The following is a 17412-nucleotide window of genomic DNA, read 5'->3' on the forward strand; positions in this document are numbered from 1 at the left end:
CGATTTAGCCACTGTCATCAATCCCAAACCAAAGAACTTTTTTCAACAGTACATTATACTCTTACAAAAGTTCTTTAGTAGAAATAATTTAATTATTAGGTAATTGTTTGATATCTATAGGTCCATTAGGACTTACCACATATACCTTAGGATGCGGTGTTTTAACAGGAGCAGGTTTCGGATCTGGTTTCTTTTCAACAGGTTTGAGAGTGTATTGTAGACTTAAATCCATACCTAATTGTATTACTGGTTTTGTAATTGCAGCATTTACAACAATATCATACCCATTATACGGTATAGGATCATAGTAATAAGAAGTAGGTTTTCTCACCTTAGTCACGCTCTTTTGATTCTTTAAGGACTCCATACTTACATTTTCGGCAGCGAGGTAGCTTTTATAAAAATCCTTAGGTGTATGGTAGTATTTTTTATCGGCCATCATGACGTTGTAATTCTTCATTTCAAAACCTAATTTCTCATAATACGCTTTCTTCTTAGCCACCTCAACAAGTAGTTTATTTTGTAAATCTTCATAAACTGCCTCTAGATTCTTTACGTAATAATCCACCTTAACCAGGTTATAAACTTCAGCTTTTCCACAAGCAGTGAGAATTTTTTGAAAATCAGTGTCTTTTCTATAACTGATTAATAAATTTTGCTGGAGTTCAAAACCTACAGGAACTTCTGTGTAGGTTTTAGAAAATAGTTTTTTAGTCACTTCTATTTCATACTGCGGTACAAAGGAAATCATATCAAGTGCAAACTGTCCTTGAAAACCTTTTTGCGTCAGTTCTTTCTTAATCAACTCAATTTTATCATTCATAAGTTGCGTCGTCTCCTCGGCAGTTTTACCTACTTGGATTATGTTAAACACAGCCGTATAATCTGTTGCATCAACATTATATAGCGATCTTAGATTAATACTTAACACGTTAGTAGGTCGCAATGGTGTGTGTGCTTCTGCATAGGCTTTTCTATAAACAGCACCATTTCCCATACTGGTCGCAATGTTTGCTCTTGATATGGACAGGTCTTCTGCCTGATTTTGAAAATTACCCATATGCTGAGCACTGATTATTAACGCAGTAAGCATTAAAACTGTAGTGAAGATCTTTTTCATTTTGACTTGATTTTGAATCAAATCTATCAGTATAAAAAACCTTTATATAGTTAGAATGAGGGAAACCGCAGTTTGAATGAGGGAAAATAGATAGTTGGTGAGTCAGCTTTCGCGAAAGCGGTAAAAACACCATCTATACTGCCCAAAACGAACATTTTAACGAGGTGCATATATTTTTTAATGACTAAGTTTACACCATAATGAGACAGCTATTTACTTTACTAATTGTGTTATTGAGCCTTCAAACACTGATGGCACAAAACACTGGATTTAAAACATCGAGGACTCTAGAAACCACGATGACTCTAGAAGGACGTGTTCTTAATGAAGACGGAACGCCTATTTCTGGAGCAAATGTAGAAGGTAAAATGGGCCGCTATGCCACTACAAATGGAATGGGCTATTTTAAACTACCTGCAAATATGGGAGAAGAAATAGTGATAAGAGGTCTTGATTTTGAAACTGTTTATTACCGCATTAGATCTAATGAAGATATAGAAATACGCGTTCAAAATCCTGAACAAGACACTCAAAAACTAAGTACTCTGTCTTATAAAATCGCTATGGACAGCGCACAATTTTATTTAAAGAAAGACGCTCAAAAAACTGCCGATTTTCTTATCGCAGCACTGTCTAACAACCCTAAATCATTATCTACAGCTCAAGAAAGTGCTGCCTATGAAAAGCTAGGTGATCTTTATACGTTTAATAAGCAGTATGATCTTGCGATAGATAATTATACGCAAGCTGAAGCACTAGAGAAATCGTTTAAAATCACAATTAAAAAAGCAGACGCCCTGCGATTAAATGGTAATTATCAAGAAGCCATTACTGCTTATAAAATTAATCCTAATAAAAAAGCTGGTGCTCTTACTACTACAGATCAACTCGCAAGACTTAATGGTCTGGCAGATGCTTATTCAAAAACAAACAATGAGACTAAGGCACTAGAAACCTACAAGGAAGCGCTATCGATAGCTGCACTGGCTAATAGAAAGAGCGAAATGACTAGCATCAACACAAATATTGCTAGTATTTATAATTCTCTAGGTGAACTGGACGACGCAGAGTCCTATTACAACACAGCTATTAAAGAATCTAAAAAAGAGAGCCCCAAGGCAAATGTGGTCACACAATCTCAAACTGCAGATTTCTACAATAGCAATGCACAATTTGACAAAGAAATAGCACTGCGTAAAAACAACATACAACTGCTAGACGAAATAGCTGCTGACAAAAAAAGGATAAAAGGAAAACCAGAAAGTGTTGCAACAGACCATAAAGAAGGTTTTTTAAACAGCCCTAAATTAATGGCCGAATCAGAAAGTGTTTCTAGCGAATATGACATGGAAGAAATAGTCATGGATAGTCCAGTAGAAACTACCTCAATTGCTCCTGTGACAGAAAACACTAATCTAGGACTGACCAAGCAAAAAGAACAACTTAAAATAGCTGAGGCTTTAAAATCTCAAAATAAAATTAGTGAAGCAATTTCCTTTTTTGAAGCTAGTCTAGAAGAAGCAACTGTTAATAATGACCTTGCTATCAAGAAAGACGCGGCAAAAAGTCTTTATGAATTGAATAAAAAAGCTGGGAATACTAAAAAAGCTCTCTCTTATAATGAACTATACATCAATACCGTAGATGCGCTTTATTTAGAAAAGGAAAATGAACTAGAAGAAACGGCTAGAAAAGCAAAAGAGCTCGTTTCAAAACAGACCAGAATCCTAACCCTAGAAAAAGATCGCGAGCTTACTGAGAATAAAATAGCATTAATCAACACAGAGCGAGAACTGACTCAAGAGATGAACCAGCGACAGCGCTGGATTATTTATTCTCTAGTTGCTCTAAGCCTTTTATTACTTACACTGGCTTATTTTATGTACCGCAATAACAAGCAGCAAAAAATTAACAACCACTTGCTAGCCTTAAAGTCGTTGCGCAGTCAGATGAATCCGCATTTTATATTTAATGCATTGAACTCTGTGAACAACTACATTGCTCAAAATGACGAGCGTGCTGCAAACAAATACCTAGCAGATTTCTCTAAACTCATGCGCAGTGTTTTAGAAAATAGCGAGTTAGATTTTATACCTCTAGAAAAAGAAATAGATCTTTTAGGGTTGTACTTGAAACTGGAGCACGAGCGATTTAAAGATAAGTTTGATTTTAAGCTAGACATAGATCCCGCTATAAAAGAAGCTCATTTGCAAGTGCCTCCTATGTTGTTGCAACCTATAATTGAAAATGCCGTGTGGCATGGATTGCGTTATAAAAACGAAAAAGGCTATTTAAATGTTGCTTTCGCTAGAGTGGAAAACGGAATCCAAGTTACCATAACCGATAATGGAATAGGTAGAGAACAATCTAAGGCTATTAAAACCGAACATCAAAAGAAGCGCGATTCTAAAGGATTGGGTAATATCAAAAACCGTGTCGCTTTATTGAATGAATTACATGATTGTGAGATTGATATAAAAGTAAGCGATGCTGGATTGAGTCCAGATGTTGGGACTACCGTTGTTGTGAATTTTAAAAATTAAGCACCAGTTCAAAAAAAGATCATGAAAGAGATGGAAGACAAAATACATGAAGAGATCAAAAGCTTATCCCAATCTGGAGATACGCTAGCCGAGGAAGGGAAATATGATGAAGCACTTACAGAATACTGGAATGCTTTTAATTTAATTCCTGAACCTAAAAATGAATGGAAAGCTACTACCTGGGTTTTGGCAGCCATAGGAGACGCTAACTTTCTCGGAAAAGATTACGAGGCAGGAATAGATAATTTGAGCAATGCTATGTACTGTCCCGATGCTATAGGAAATCCCTTTTTACACTTGAGATTAGGACAATGCTTATTTGAAATGGAATTCTTAGACCAGGCGGCCGACGAATTAATACGTGCTTATGCTCTAGAAGGAGAAGAACTTTTTTCTGAAGACGACCCAAAATATCTTGATTTTTTAAGAACTAGAATTGAATCATCTAAGTAAACTAAAACCTATGAAACTAACCGCCATAATAGTAGAAGACGAGAAAATCTCTAGAGACATTTTAAAAAATTACATTTCAAAATATTGTCCGCAAGTAGAGGTTCTTAATGAGGCCACTAATGTAGAAGAGGCGTTTACTTTACTTGAAAAAACAGAGGTAGACTTGGTTTTTCTAGATGTAGAAATGCCTTATGGAACTGCGTTTGATCTTCTTGATAAATTACCTAACCGTACGTTTGAAACCGTTTTTGTGACCGCTTATGATCAGTATGCAAAAGATGCGCTTAATCAACAGGCGGCTTATTACCTGACTAAACCTATTGACATAGATGAATTGATAAAAGCCACCGAAATAGTAAGGGCTATTAAAGAACGTGAAAATGAAGTCAATGTAGATTTGAGCATTAAAGAAGAAAACAGCTCACAGCTTACTGATAAAATTACTATCCCTACCCAAGAAGGTTTTGAGGTATTGCCTATAAAGGATATTATCTATTGCACTGCAGACGATAATTACACTCATATTTTCTTAGAAAACGACAAGAAGCTAGTCTCTAAGACCTTAAAACATTTTGATGATATGTTATCTGATAAAGGTTTTGCACGCATTCATAAATCGCATTTGATTAACGTATCTCATGTAACAGCTTATAAAAAAGGTAAAGGTGGCAGTGTGATGTTAGGCGATAAAGAGCTGCCCGTAAGCCCGAGTAAAAAACTGGCTTTATTTGAGTATTTCTCTTAAAAGTCTAGTAATTGAACCTCGCGATTTGCAATTTCTTGAGTTAATGCATCTAGCACATCTGTCTTTAAATTAGAATAAAGTAAGTGTTTACCAGGCGCTGTATTCAGATTAATTAAGTTTTGAGACTTTAATATATTTAAAGTTTGTCTGGCTACTGCTGCACCAGAGTCTATAATACGCACACGAGCAGGAAGCAGCTCTTGCAGCATTTCTTTTATATATGGATAATGACTACAGCCTAGGACTAGATAATCGATACCAGAGATCATAAAAGGCTCTGTAATACTTATAAGAAGATCCTGCATCTCTTCACTATCTGTCTTACCAGCTTCTATGAGTTCTACAATACCAGTCCCTACTATCTCTATAGTATTTACATCTTGGGTAAATTCTTTTTGAGTTTTATTAAACAACTCACTGGAAAGTGTTCCTCTAGTCGCTAGAATCCCTATTTTTTTAGTATCACTTTTAAGCGCTGCAGGCTTTATAGCCGGCTCTATACCTATAAAAGGCACGTCGTAATTTGCTCTTAAATAAGATATAGCATTAGTAGTAGCTGTATTGCATGGTATAGCTATCAGTTTGCAATTTTGACTTAATAGATATTCTGTGTTTTTAATACAAAGCTCAATGATTTGTTGCTTTGACTTGCGTCCATAGGGTGCATATTTAGAGTCGGCAAGATATATGGTATTCTCATGTGGTAATAACTCTATCACCTCTTTCCACACACTCGTGCCACCTACTCCAGAGTCAAAAAAACCTATCGGGCGATCATTCATATGGTAAAAATAGAAAATTCTAGTCTAGATAATTGATTTTAGTCTCGCTTTCGCGAAAGCGGAACCGTCAAAATCTAATGGCAGCCACAATCACCATCACCACAACTAGATGAGTTGAATCTTTTAGGGAAAATAGATTTTCTAAATAGCCAGAGAATAGCAACAACAGCTATTACAAATACAGATATAGTTTGAAATATTTCCATTACTTGAGAAATTGATAAGCTCCTAAAGCTGCAAAATAAGCCGCAGCGGTCATGAAGAAAAATTGAATTGCTGGCCATTTCCAGCTATTGGTTTCTCGTTTTACTATAGCAAGCGTGCTCATACATTGCATGGCAAACGCATAAAATAGCAATAAAGAAATACCACTGGCAAAGTTAAATAAAGGCCCACCTAGAATAGGATTAGTCTCTGCAGCCATGCGGTTTTTAATCGTTTGCTCTTCTTCTCCATCGCTTTCTACACTATAAATAGTAGCTAGTGTACCTACAAAAACTTCACGTGCTGCAAACGAGCTTACTATGGCTATTCCTATCTTCCAGTCGTACCCTAGAGGTCTTACGGCTGGCTCTATTCCTTTACCTATGTAACCTATAAAACTGTACTCTAATTCATGAGAGGCGATCTTTTGATCCATTTCTTGATCACTTAAGTCCTGTCCTGCATATTGCTCTTTTACAATAGCCTCTGCATTATTAAATTGTTCTCCTAAACCATAACTAGCAAGAATCCATAGCACAACAGATATAGCCATGATTATCTTACCTGCTCCTACTACAAAGCTTTTGGTCTTCTCAATTACCGTTATAGCTACGTTTTTAAACATAGGCAGCTTATAAGCAGGCATTTCCATAACAAAAAATGTTTTGCGCTTAATAGGCAGTATTTTATTTAATACCCATGCAGAAAATATAGAAGCAGCAAAACCTAATAAATACAGCAACATAAGTGTGAGTCCCTGCATATTAAAAGCGCCACCCAGTATACGTTGATCTGGAATTACTAGAGATATAATAATTAAATAAACTGGTAATCTAGCAGAGCAGGTTGTAAACGGCACTACTAGTATAGTTATTAAACGCTCTTTCCAGTCTTCTATGTTTCTAGTTGCCATTACTGCTGGTATCGCACAAGCTACTCCAGAGACTAACGGCACCACACTTTTACCACTAAGGCCAAATCGTTTCATGATATGATCCATAAGAAAGACCACACGACTCATATAACCGCTTTCTTCTAGAATGGCTATAAAGAGAAATAAAAAGGCTATTTGCGGTATAAATATGACTATCCCACCTAGACCTGGTATGATACCTTCTGACAGTAAATCTGTGAGTGGTCCTGCTGGAAGCAAGTTATTAACCCAAGTGCTCATACTAGCAAATGCTGCATCTATCCAGTCCATAGGATAAGTACTCCAGTCATATATGGCCTGAAAGATGACAAATAGAATCACAAAAAAGATCAAGTAACCCCACACTTTATGTAATAGAATGCGATCTAATCTTGTTCTTATATCCTTAGCATTTGCCGCGTCTACGGAAAGTACCTTTTTGAGTAAACCATTAATAAATTGATAACGCACCACGGTTTCTTTGTGTTGCATCTTTTTGAGATCTGCCTCGGACTTAATATCAAATTTATGCTGTTTCAGGTCGTCTAATTCTCTATTACGGTCTAGTTTACCAAAGTTGACATCTTGTGTAATTACTAACCACAGTTTATAAACCTGCTGGTTAGGGTATGTTTTTTTTAGTGTATCAAAATAAGGTACATCAATTACAGATGCATTTACACAAGGTTGAGAGGTGAGTTGTTTATAATTTGCTATCGCATCTTTAAGATCTTTTATCCCTTCGTTTTTACGAGCACTAACTAGAACCACTTTAGTATTAAGCTCTTCTTCCATGAGCTCGATATCTAGAGAAATCGCCTTACGCTTCATACGGTCTGCCATGTTAATGACTAGTATGGTAGGGATTTCTAAATCTTTAATTTGTGTAAAGACTAGTAAATTACGTTTTAGGTTTTCAATATCAGACACCACTACGGCGACATCTGGAAAATCTTTAGAATTTTTATTAAGTAAAGTTTCTATAACTATACTCTCGTCTAAAGATGTGGTATTAAGGCTATACGTCCCTGGAAGATCTAGAATATGTGCTTTAAGACCACGATCTAGTTTACATATACCTTCTTTCTTTTCTACCGTTATACCAGGATAGTTTCCTACCTGTTGATTAAGACCAGTAAGTCTATTAAAAAGCGAAGTTTTCCCAGTATTGGGATTACCTATTAACGATACATTAATTGACTTACCCATGAATTTCTACACTAATTTTAAGCGCTGTTTCTCTTCTTATCGCAAGATGAGTACCATTAATATCTAGATATATAGGGTCTTTAAAAGGTGCAGACTGCATCATAGTAACACGATTACCTGGCAGGCATCCCATTTCTAATAATTTTAACGGCACGTCTATTTCATCAAACTGTTTGATTATAGCCGTTTCTCCTCTTTTTAAATGTGCGATAGTAATACCCAACTCTTATTTAGAATAAATTTGAATAAGCAAAAATAAGCTAACGCAGTGGTTTGTTAAAATTTATGTTGTTAAAGATGTGGGAAGGTTGCTTTCATCTCGCTTTCGCGAAAGCGGAATTTTCAAAAATCTAATTACCGGATAGAGAAAATCGCAATCCCAATGTTAGAGTATCCATATCTAACCGATCTTCGAAAACAAAGTGATATCCTAAAAACACTCCAAAGTCGTCATTCAAATTATAAGTAAGCAAGGGCATGGAAAATGTATGGACTCCAATCTCAGAATCAGGAATTTCATTATTCATGCTGTTTAAAAATGCCACATCTGGTTTTCCTAATGGGATTTTTGTACCAGAGTCTATTTGTAAAGTAAATTTTTCTGTGATTTGATATATAAGGCTAAATGCCAAAGAACCGTAAAGCTTACTATCCTTGCTAAGATTATCGTTATTAAAATTATAATAATAACCACCTAATTGCGCACCTACATTGAATTTAGATTCTTTTTTCAATAAATAATTACTATAATCTGCCGCATAATAAGAAGATACGTCACTACTTAGACCTATTCCTCCATGAAATCTCGTATCGCTTTGAGCTATCGATAATGCTGAAATTAAAAGGAAGAGATAAAAGAGAACAGTTTTCATTTTTTTCATAATCTTATAGTTTTAAGTTAGTTACACCATAAAGTAAATCACCAAATTTATTAGTAGAAAACCTAATTAACCCCCTAACCATCAGTGTCGAATCAATCGTTAAACTGTTGACAACCTTTAAAAGTTGATAGCGTAAGAACAGTAAAAGAACTTAGATTTTTTGAAAAGCATGGAAGAATCAACAACGATTTAATAAAAGCGCCTTAGAACGTTCATAGTAAGATTCAATTTCTTCTTTAAACTTCTCTTCTTTAATAGATTCTATACCTATCCCATATTCAATAGGTTTACGACATCACTCAAATAAAGAGTAATAGAGGATTAAATTTCAAAGCGTTACATACAAGATTAATCAGATTAAATCATGGATAAGAATTATATATTCATGGGTGAGTGAACATAATCTAAATAGATATTTTAATGAATTTTAAAAAAAAAATCAACAGACCACAAACTAAGTCAACTGTATTTAATAACCTTGCTAGTAAAATGGTTAATTAAGATATAATTTAGCAAACTAAATTAATACGTGATTAGCTACCGACTTCTACTGTAATATTAACTTATTTCATTTTTTATCATATCACTTATAAAAAAATTAGTAAATTGAATCTGTAAGAAGAAAACAGTGTTATTATGAAAAAATTAATTCTATTCCTAATCTTGATATTTTCAAATCAATTTATTTACAGTCAGGTAGGTATAAATACTACTACACCAACTGCTGAATTAGACATTAACACATCGCCACTAAATTTACCTGCTCTACATATTGAACCACAGTCAACTCCTACAGGTACAGCAACAGGCCAGATAGCAGTCATAGGAGATCAATTATACATGTATGATGCTACTCGAGCCAAATGGTTATCTACAGATGCTATACCGTTAATTTTTTCAAGATCTGGAGATGTTACAGGTACCCAAAACTTAAGACTAGCAGGTAATGCTACTTCTGTAAACTCAGGTTTATTAATGCCTTATAATGGTACTGTCGTAGCCATAACTACTAATTCTAATGTTAGTAGTAACACTACAACTAACAATCTTTCAACTCCTTTTAATATAAGAATTAGAGAAGAAGACAATACAGTTGCAGGTGGTGAAATAAACTTTAATCTCCTCGCTGGAAAGCATATAGATACAACTATTAATTTAGACTTCGTTATTGGTAATCATATTACTGCAAGAACAACTAATACAGGAACAGACTCTATAAACAATCCAGTTGTAACCGTATGGATAAAATGGCGAGCAAACTAATAATTATAATTTCTCAAATTCTTCATCAATAAGGTGATTACTTTTATTAAGAGCCGCATTAACCGCCAGCGCATCACAACGTTCATTAATAGGGTGATCGTTATGACCTTTTACCCATTGCATTTTAGGTTGTGTACGGTTGTAAACTTTTAAGAAACGTTTCCATAGGTCTGGATTCTTCACATTTTTCCATTTGCGTTTTATCCAGCCTGCCATCCAGTTTTTATTAATAGCATCACTTACATAACGACTGTCTGTAAAAACAGTGATAGTTACTTTATGATCTGGCTTTATCTTTTCTAGTGCTTCTATAACCGCCAGTAATTCCATGCGATTATTAGTGGTCTTGCGATATCCTTGAGAAAATTCTTTTTTAAAGTTCTTTCCTACGGCTATCATCACTATTCCATAACCTCCTGGTCCTGGATTACCACGAGAAGATCCATCTGTATATATATGTACCTGATCCATTATTTAAGTAATTCTTCTATAGTCTTAGCAAAGTGTTCTTGTTCTAACTTATGAATTTTTGCTGCAAGATCATCGGCAGTATCGTTTTGAGAAATACGACAAGTTGCTTGCTTTATTATGGCGCCTTCGTCATAATTTTCATTCACATAATGGATGGTTATCCCACTTTCTTGCTCTTTATTTTCAATAATTGCACGGTGTACATTCATGCCATACATGCCCTTACCGCCGTAATTAGGTAATAAAGCAGGGTGAATGTTAATAATTTTATTTGGAAATAATTTTACGAGACTTTCTGGGATTTTCCACAAAAAGCCTGCTAACACTAGTAAATCAGGCATTTCTGCCTTTAAAAGAGTTTCTACTGTTCCCGCTTTCGCGAAAGCAGATCTATTAAAACTCATCGCAGGAACACCAAATTTACTCGCTCTTTCTAAGACAAATGCTTGAGGTTTATTAGACAAAACTAAAGAAACCTGAACAGAATCCACCTCTTTAAAATGATCCATAATAGACTGAGCATTAGTACCATTACCACTAGCAAGGATTATTATTTTTTTCATAAATTTATTTGGCAGGCTTGTTGCAAAGCCAGTGATGAGTTAGTTATTATTATTAAAATAAATGAAATTGCAAGTTAACTCAAATGACTAAAACATGGTATTAACCCAAAGTTTGTTATTTTTGCGATTCATTTAAAATTAAAATTAGATTATTATGTCAGACATTGCATCAAGAGTAAAAGCGATTATCGTAGACAAATTAGGTGTTGACGAAAACGAAGTTGTAACAGAAGCAAGCTTCACAAACGACTTAGGCGCAGACTCACTAGATACAGTTGAGTTGATCATGGAATTCGAAAAAGAATTTGATATCCAGATCCCAGATGACCAAGCTGAAAACATAGCTACAGTAGGTCAAGCTGTTTCATACATAGAAGAAGCAAAAGCGTAATTTATATTACATGGAATTAAAGCGAGTTGTCATTACAGGAATGGGTGCCCTTACTCCTATAGGGAATAACCTAGAAGAATATTGGGAGGCGTTAAAAGCTGGTAAGAGCGGTTGTGCTCCTATCACATACTTTGATACAGAACATTTCAAGACAAAATTCGCTTGTGAAATCAAGAACTTTACGGTGACTGATTTCATAGACCGCAAGGAAGCTAGGCGTATGGATCGATTTGCACAGTATGCACTGGTAGCAGGCGATGAAGCGATAGCCGACTCTGGATTAGATATCGACTCTATAGATAAGTATAGAGTCGGTGTTATCTGGGGTGCTGGAATAGGTGGTCTAGAAACATTTCAGGAAGAAGTTAAGTCATTTGCTGCCGGTAACGGTACGCCACGATTTAATCCTTTCTTTATACCAAAAATGATTGCAGATATAGCTCCCGCTCATATTTCTATAAAATATGGCTTTATGGGACCTAACTATACTACAGTATCTGCATGCGCATCGAGCGCAAATGCTATGCTCGACGCTGTTAATTATATTAGACTAGGACATTGTGACGTTATAGTAACTGGTGGCTCTGAAGCTGCAGTTGCACAAGCAGGTATGGGTGGTTTTAACGCCATGCATGCATTATCAACTCGCAATGAAAGCCCTGAGACTGCAAGTCGTCCATTTGATGCGACCAGAGATGGTTTTGTATTAGGAGAAGGCGCTGGTGCTCTAGTTCTAGAAGATTATGAATATGCAAAAGCTCGTGGAGCAAAAATCTATGCTGAGGTTATAGGTGGTGGTTTCTCTAGTGACGCATATCACATTACAGCTCCAGATCCAGAAGGACGCGGCGTAATAGCTGTAATGAAAAACACGCTACAAAATGCAGGTATTAATCCTGAAGACGTAGATCACATTAACACTCATGGAACATCTACACCTCTAGGTGACGTTGCAGAGTTAAAGGCCATAAAAGCCGTATTTGGTGATCACGCTCCTAACATAAGTATCAATTCTACTAAGTCTATGACAGGCCACCTTCTAGGTGCTGCTGGTGCTATAGAATCAATTGCAAGTGTAATGGCTATCAACGAGGGAATTATCCCACCGACGATAAATCATACCACTGTAGATGAAAATATAGATCCATCATTACGACTGGTATTGAACAAACCTGAAAAAAGAGAGGTAAACGTTGCATTGAGTAACACTTTCGGTTTCGGTGGACATAACTGTTGTATTGCCTTTAGAAAGATCTAAACCGATCTTTTAATCCGTATGAATAGAATACGCAAAATATTTAAATCTCGAAGTAAAGCTCATACTAACGAGAAATTATTTAGTGCGATTAAGAAAATGACAGGCCTAAAGGCCCATGACATTTCTTTATACGAAACTGCTTTTACCCATAAATCAATGGGATTAAAGACAGACAAAGGTTTTGCGCAAAGTTATGAACGTCTAGAATTTTTAGGAGACGCTATTCTAGGTGCGGTCATAGCAGAATATATTTACAATGAAGTACCTAGCGGTGACGAAGGTTATCTCACAAAAATGCGTTCTAAAATCGTAAGTAGGGAACATTTAAATGAATTGGGTAGAGATTTTAATCTAATAGATCATGCACAAACACAAGTTCCTACTCGCAACTTTGGCGCAAATATTCACGGTAATTTATTTGAAGCTCTCGTAGGTGCGGTTTATCTAGATCGCGGTTATGTAGTTTGTAAAGAATTTATTTTCAAAAAGGTTATAGAACCTTACGTAGATATTGAGAAGCTAGACGGTAAAGTTATTTCTTATAAAAGTTTATTTATAGAATGGTGTCAAAAGCATAAGAAGAAATTTGACTACGACACCTATGAAGACACCGGTGCTAGTGATGTAAGACATTTTTCAGTTAAGCTTTCTATAGATAATCGAGTAATTGCAAAGGCAAGAGCTACATCTAAGAAAAAAGCGGAAGAAAAAGCAAGTAAGAGAGCATTCTTTGCGTTACAAGATAAATTCTAGAGACTCTATCTGAGCATATCTTAATTGCATTTCTCGCTTTCGCGAAAGCGGAATAATACGAAATACTTAAAATAACACCATAACTACTATCGTTTTCGTAATTATTTACGTTTAATTAAAGTGAATAGGCGGTAAAATTGCATATGGTCTTCTTAAATTAGCAAGGTTAATAATATCAAATATATGGCGGTTCACAAATTAACAGATTGGGAATTAGAAGAAGAGCCTTTCATATTAATTGCTATACATTCTACCATAGAGCCTTATAGAATGGCTTATTTACTTAATAAGTTTTTACAAATTAATTTTGCAAGAACTGCGGTAGATCAAGATATTATAGAACCAGCTTATACCGCAAATTATCCGGTGTATAAACATTTTGACAAAGAACAGAATGCACCGTTCTATTTGATACCTAATAAATATTGGGGAATTTCAAATGAAGAATCGGTATCGTTAAGCTTATTTGATCAAACAGATGCAACGCAAGTTAAAACTGTACTGATCAAAGAATATGGGACGGTAGACTTTTTACTTAAAATTGAGAAAGAAGAAGACTTTTTCCCGCTTAAAAAACTAATAAATACTCTTGGGGAAATACCTCAAGTTATTAGTGTCTATCCTGTAGATACTTTTAAAATAAAACAACAAGATTATTTAATATTTGAATAATGCCAAAAAACAAAAAAACTAAAATCGTCGCAACTCTAGGGCCTGCTACTGCTTCAAAGCAAGTATTACTAGATATGATGATCGCTGGTGTAAATGTGTTTAGAATTAACTTTTCACATGCAGACCATGAAGATGTAAGAGAACGCGTGCAAATGATACGAGATATTAATGAAGAGCATGGATTTGCTACCGGTATTTTAGGTGACCTACAAGGCCCTAAATTGCGTGTAGGTGTTATGAAAGAAGAAGTAGTTGTTCATCCAGGTGATCAAATAACTATTTCTACCGGAGAGCCCTTTAAAGGTACTGCAGAGCGTGTTTATATGAACTACGAGCACTTTCCTAGAGATGTAAAAGCAGGAGAACGCATATTACTAGATGACGGTAAACTCATGTTTGAAGTAATCTCTACAGATGGTGTAAAAGACGTTGTTACTAAGGTTATTCAAGGTGGTCCATTAAGATCTAAGAAAGGTGTTAATTTACCTCAAACTGACATATCTCTTCCTGCTCTAACAGAAAAGGATGTAGTAGATGCTATTTTTGCTTGTGAACTACAAGTAGACTGGATGGCTCTTTCATTTGTACGTCACAGCCGTGATTTAATGGAATTGCAAGAATTAATAAGTGAGCACTCAGAGGAGAAGATTCCTATTATTGCAAAAATAGAAAAGCCAGAAGCAGTTGAAAACATTGATAAAATCGTCGCTTACTGTGACGGTTTAATGGTGGCTCGTGGTGATCTAGGTGTAGAAATTCCTGCACACGAAGTACCATTGATACAAAAAACACTAGTTCTTAAAGCTAAGAAAGCTCGTATTCCTGTAATTATCGCAACACAAATGATGGAAACGATGATTACTAGCCTTACTCCTACTAGAGCAGAGGTGAATGATGTAGCAAACTCTGTAATGGATGGAGCAGATGCTGTAATGCTATCTGGAGAGACATCTGTAGGTCAGTATCCTGTTCAAGTGATTGAAAAAATGGCGAGTATATGTAGAGCTGTTGAAGACAGTGAATTAATATCTGTTCCATATAGCGCACCACATATTAAGACTAAAAGATATATTACTAAATCGGTATGTTATCACGCTGCAAAAATGGCCGATGAAATAGACGCAAAAGCTATTACTACCATGACTAACTCTGGTTACACAGCATTCCAGATAAGCGCCTGGAGACCAGATGCACACATACTTACTTTTACTAGCAACCATCGCATACTTACTCAGTTAAGTCTACTTTGGGGTGTTAAAGCATTTTTCTATGACCGTTTTGTTAGCACAGACGAGACTATCGAAGACGTAAATAAATTTGCAAAAGAAAATGGCTATGTAGAAAAAGGAGATTTCTTAATTAATCTTGCTGCAATGCCTGTCACAGATAAAGGAATGGTGAATACCTTAAGAGTATCAGAAGTAGAATAAAACTAAGTATATAGTTACATAAAAAGCCTCATCTGTTAGATGAGGCTTTTTTAATATATTAAATTACACGTCGTACTCTTGTTGAAATACTATATAATGTGAAACTTCATCTTCTCCATTATAAATCGGAAAAGCATATTTATCAGACATATAAGGAGTATTATCCTTTCTATAATTAATCATTCTTATTTGATAAGGAATACCTTCAGCAACAGCAACACCCATTAAGAAAATCACATCTTCACTAGTGTCTTTACCATAAAGAGATCTACAAGAAATATTAATTAATTCTTTAGACTGATATCCTGTTAGTTCAAATATATTCTTAGAAGCTACTTTTATAATAGATTGAGTATCTACTAAAACAATAGTATAATCTTTAAAATGACTGAATCTATCTATAAAATATTTAAAGTGCCAGTTGTGCTCCACACCTATTTTATCTAGAGCCTCGAGTACATCTATATCTAGATCCCACAATAATCTTTTAATAATACTCCACGATAGTAATGGAGTACTTTTTAACTCATTATGTAAAACGGTAAATTGAGAACTTTGAAGTTTCATAAAGTCACAAAGCTATAAATTAAGATCTTAATTTCTCCCAATATAGTGTTTATCTTTTAAAAGCCAAAACCCAATTGCACTTCAACAATATCGTTCTCATCTTCATCCTCTTCTTCTATCTTTGAGGTATTGAGGTTACTAAGTGTAATACCTAATAATCTAACGCTCTCTCTAAAACTTTCTTGTTCTAATAGATCAACTGCCGTACTTAAAATCGTTTCTTTATCTCTTATATAGTAAGGCATCGTTTTACTACGAGTTTGAGTTTTAAAATCGCGGTATTTAATTTTAAGAGTAATCGTTTTTCCGGCAACATCAGACTTTGCGATACGTTTTTCTATTTCCTCTGCTATTTGAACGAGGCGTTCTTTCATAAAAACCTCACTAGATATGTTTTCAGAAAAAGTACGCTCGGCACCTAGAGACTTTCTTATTCTGTTTGCCTTTACTGGACTTTTATGTATACCGCGTACTATTTTATAGTAGTGACCACCACTTTTACCAAAATGTTCTACAAGAAACTCTAGAGACTTTCTTTTAAGATCATTACCTGTAAAAATTCCATGCTGGTACATCTTCTCTGCCGTCACTTTTCCTATTCCGTAAAACTTACGAATGTCTAGCTCCTCTAGAAAAGGAATAATCTCTTCTGGAACGATGGTTTTCTGTCCGTTAGGTTTGTTGTAATCGCTGGCTATTTTGGCAATAAATTTATTCACAGAAATCCCTGCACTAGCAGTAATACCTGTAACTTCATAAATACGCCTTCTTATCTCGTATGCGATAATAGTAGCACTCGGGAAGTTGTATTTATTCTCAGTTACATCTAGATAAGCTTCATCAAGAGATAGAGGCTCCACTAGATCTGTATAATCATGAAAAATCTCTCGTATTTGTGTAGAAACCTCTCGGTATCTATCAAATCTATGCTTTACAAAAATAAGATCTGGGCACAATCTTTTTGCAGTAACACTAGGCATAGCACTGCGTACACCATATTTACGTGCTTCATAACTAGCTGCGGCCACAACACCGCGATCACTACCACCACCTACAGCTATAGGTTTACCTCGCAATTCTGGATTATCATATTGCTCTACAGATGCATAAAACGCATCCATATCTACATGAATAATTTTTCTATCTGCCAGTTCGTGCATGCATCAAAATTACTACCTTTAAAATACATAACCT

The 17412-nt window shown here is 35.3% G+C and carries 19 protein-coding genes and 1 pseudogene; 10 read left to right on the forward strand and 10 right to left on the reverse strand.

Features of this window, described 5'->3' with window-relative positions:
• Positions 1-88: 88 nt before the first annotated feature.
• Positions 89-1120 (reverse strand): hypothetical protein, encoded by a 1032-nt coding sequence (locus LY01_RS01720; RefSeq protein ID WP_104514080.1) that lies wholly within the window; start codon positions 1118-1120, stop codon positions 89-91.
• 251 nt (positions 1121-1371) lie between these two features.
• Here LY01_RS01720 and LY01_RS01725 point away from each other — a divergent pair, with 251 nt between their 5' ends.
• Genes LY01_RS01725 through LY01_RS01735 form a run of 3 tightly spaced genes read left to right on the forward strand, consistent with a single transcriptional unit; the run spans position 1372 to position 4861 of the window.
• On the forward strand, positions 1372-3663 hold the full coding sequence (locus LY01_RS01725; RefSeq protein WP_170063780.1) for a histidine kinase: 2292 nt from the start codon (positions 1372-1374) through the stop codon (positions 3661-3663).
• A 21-nt stretch (positions 3664-3684) separates the two neighbouring features.
• On the forward strand, positions 3685-4116 hold the full coding sequence (locus LY01_RS01730; protein WP_104514082.1) for a hypothetical protein: 432 nt from the start codon (positions 3685-3687) through the stop codon (positions 4114-4116).
• Between the two features lie 10 nt (positions 4117-4126).
• Positions 4127-4861: a LytR/AlgR family response regulator transcription factor gene (locus tag LY01_RS01735; protein WP_104514711.1), complete on the forward strand. Its 735-nt coding sequence runs from the start codon at positions 4127-4129 to the stop codon at positions 4859-4861.
• Here LY01_RS01735 and murI read toward each other — a convergent pair.
• From murI to LY01_RS01760, 5 genes are all read right to left on the reverse strand, one after another.
• Positions 4858-5643: a glutamate racemase gene (murI, locus tag LY01_RS01740; RefSeq protein WP_104514083.1), complete on the reverse strand. Its 786-nt coding sequence runs from the start codon at positions 5641-5643 to the stop codon at positions 4858-4860. The two genes, LY01_RS01735 and murI, sit on opposite strands and share 4 nt — an antisense overlap.
• 74 nt (positions 5644-5717) lie before the next feature.
• Positions 5718-5849 carry a FeoB-associated Cys-rich membrane protein gene (locus LY01_RS01745; protein WP_104514084.1) on the reverse strand — a complete coding sequence of 44 codons (132 nt, stop codon included), beginning with the start codon at positions 5847-5849 and terminating at the stop codon, positions 5718-5720.
• Positions 5849-7969: a ferrous iron transport protein B gene (gene feoB, locus LY01_RS01750; RefSeq protein ID WP_104514085.1), complete on the reverse strand. Its 2121-nt coding sequence runs from the start codon at positions 7967-7969 to the stop codon at positions 5849-5851. Before feoB ends, LY01_RS01745 begins: the two co-directional genes overlap by 1 nt.
• A complete protein-coding gene (locus LY01_RS01755) occupies positions 7962-8192 on the reverse strand; it encodes a FeoA family protein (protein WP_104514086.1) in 231 nt (76 codons plus the stop codon). Before LY01_RS01755 ends, feoB begins: the two co-directional genes overlap by 8 nt.
• Before the next feature lie 127 nt (positions 8193-8319).
• Positions 8320-8850, reverse strand: a complete 531-nt coding sequence (locus tag LY01_RS01760) for a hypothetical protein (RefSeq protein WP_104514087.1) — start codon at positions 8848-8850, stop codon at positions 8320-8322.
• Between the two features lie 288 nt (positions 8851-9138).
• On the opposite strand from LY01_RS01760, the pseudogene LY01_RS01765 reads away from it, so the two are divergent.
• Positions 9139-9351: pseudogene (locus LY01_RS01765) on the forward strand (IS1595 family transposase); the annotation flags it as partial.
• Positions 9352-9486: 135 nt separating this feature from the next.
• Positions 9487-10113 carry a hypothetical protein gene (locus tag LY01_RS01770; protein WP_104514088.1) on the forward strand — a complete coding sequence of 209 codons (627 nt, stop codon included), beginning with the start codon at positions 9487-9489 and terminating at the stop codon, positions 10111-10113.
• A gap of 3 nt (positions 10114-10116) precedes the next feature.
• On the opposite strand, the gene rnhA is transcribed toward LY01_RS01770, so the two are convergent.
• Both rnhA and purN read right to left on the reverse strand, forming a co-directional pair.
• Positions 10117-10584: a ribonuclease HI gene (rnhA, locus tag LY01_RS01775; protein WP_104514089.1), complete on the reverse strand. Its 468-nt coding sequence runs from the start codon at positions 10582-10584 to the stop codon at positions 10117-10119.
• On the reverse strand, positions 10584-11147 hold the full coding sequence (gene purN / locus LY01_RS01780; protein ID WP_104514090.1) for a phosphoribosylglycinamide formyltransferase: 564 nt from the start codon (positions 11145-11147) through the stop codon (positions 10584-10586). Before purN ends, rnhA begins: the two co-directional genes overlap by 1 nt.
• Positions 11148-11301: 154 nt before the next feature.
• Here purN and LY01_RS01785 point away from each other — a divergent pair, with 154 nt between their 5' ends.
• From LY01_RS01785 to pyk, 5 genes are all read left to right on the forward strand, one after another.
• The gene (locus LY01_RS01785; RefSeq protein ID WP_015361896.1) at positions 11302-11538 is read left to right on the forward strand and encodes an acyl carrier protein; all 237 of its coding nucleotides are present in this window, start codon (positions 11302-11304) and stop codon (positions 11536-11538) included.
• A 10-nt stretch (positions 11539-11548) separates the two neighbouring features.
• Positions 11549-12796 carry a beta-ketoacyl-ACP synthase II gene (gene fabF / locus LY01_RS01790; protein ID WP_104514091.1) on the forward strand — a complete coding sequence of 416 codons (1248 nt, stop codon included), beginning with the start codon at positions 11549-11551 and terminating at the stop codon, positions 12794-12796.
• A gap of 18 nt (positions 12797-12814) precedes the next feature.
• On the forward strand, positions 12815-13549 hold the full coding sequence (gene rnc / locus LY01_RS01795) for a ribonuclease III (RefSeq protein ID WP_104514092.1): 735 nt from the start codon (positions 12815-12817) through the stop codon (positions 13547-13549).
• Between the two features lie 183 nt (positions 13550-13732).
• On the forward strand, positions 13733-14221 hold the full coding sequence (locus LY01_RS01800) for an IPExxxVDY family protein (RefSeq protein WP_104514093.1): 489 nt from the start codon (positions 13733-13735) through the stop codon (positions 14219-14221).
• Entirely contained in the window at positions 14221-15651 is a 1431-nt protein-coding gene (gene pyk, locus LY01_RS01805; protein ID WP_104514094.1) for a pyruvate kinase, read from the forward strand. The genes LY01_RS01800 and pyk overlap by 1 nt, the downstream gene beginning before the upstream one ends.
• A gap of 63 nt (positions 15652-15714) precedes the next feature.
• Here the strand turns inward: pyk and LY01_RS01810 are convergent, their stop codons facing one another.
• Complete coding sequence (locus LY01_RS01810; RefSeq protein ID WP_104514095.1) at positions 15715-16218, reverse strand: PAS domain-containing protein; 504 nt, start codon at positions 16216-16218, stop codon at positions 15715-15717.
• Between the two features lie 56 nt (positions 16219-16274).
• Positions 16275-17378 (reverse strand): DNA polymerase IV, encoded by a 1104-nt coding sequence (gene dinB, locus LY01_RS01815; RefSeq protein ID WP_104514096.1) that lies wholly within the window; start codon positions 17376-17378, stop codon positions 16275-16277.
• Between the last annotated feature and the right edge of the window lie 34 nt (positions 17379-17412).

The sequence above is a fragment of the Nonlabens xylanidelens genome (assembly GCF_002934445.1).
In the GTDB taxonomy this organism is placed as follows: domain Bacteria; phylum Bacteroidota; class Bacteroidia; order Flavobacteriales; family Flavobacteriaceae; genus Nonlabens; species Nonlabens xylanidelens.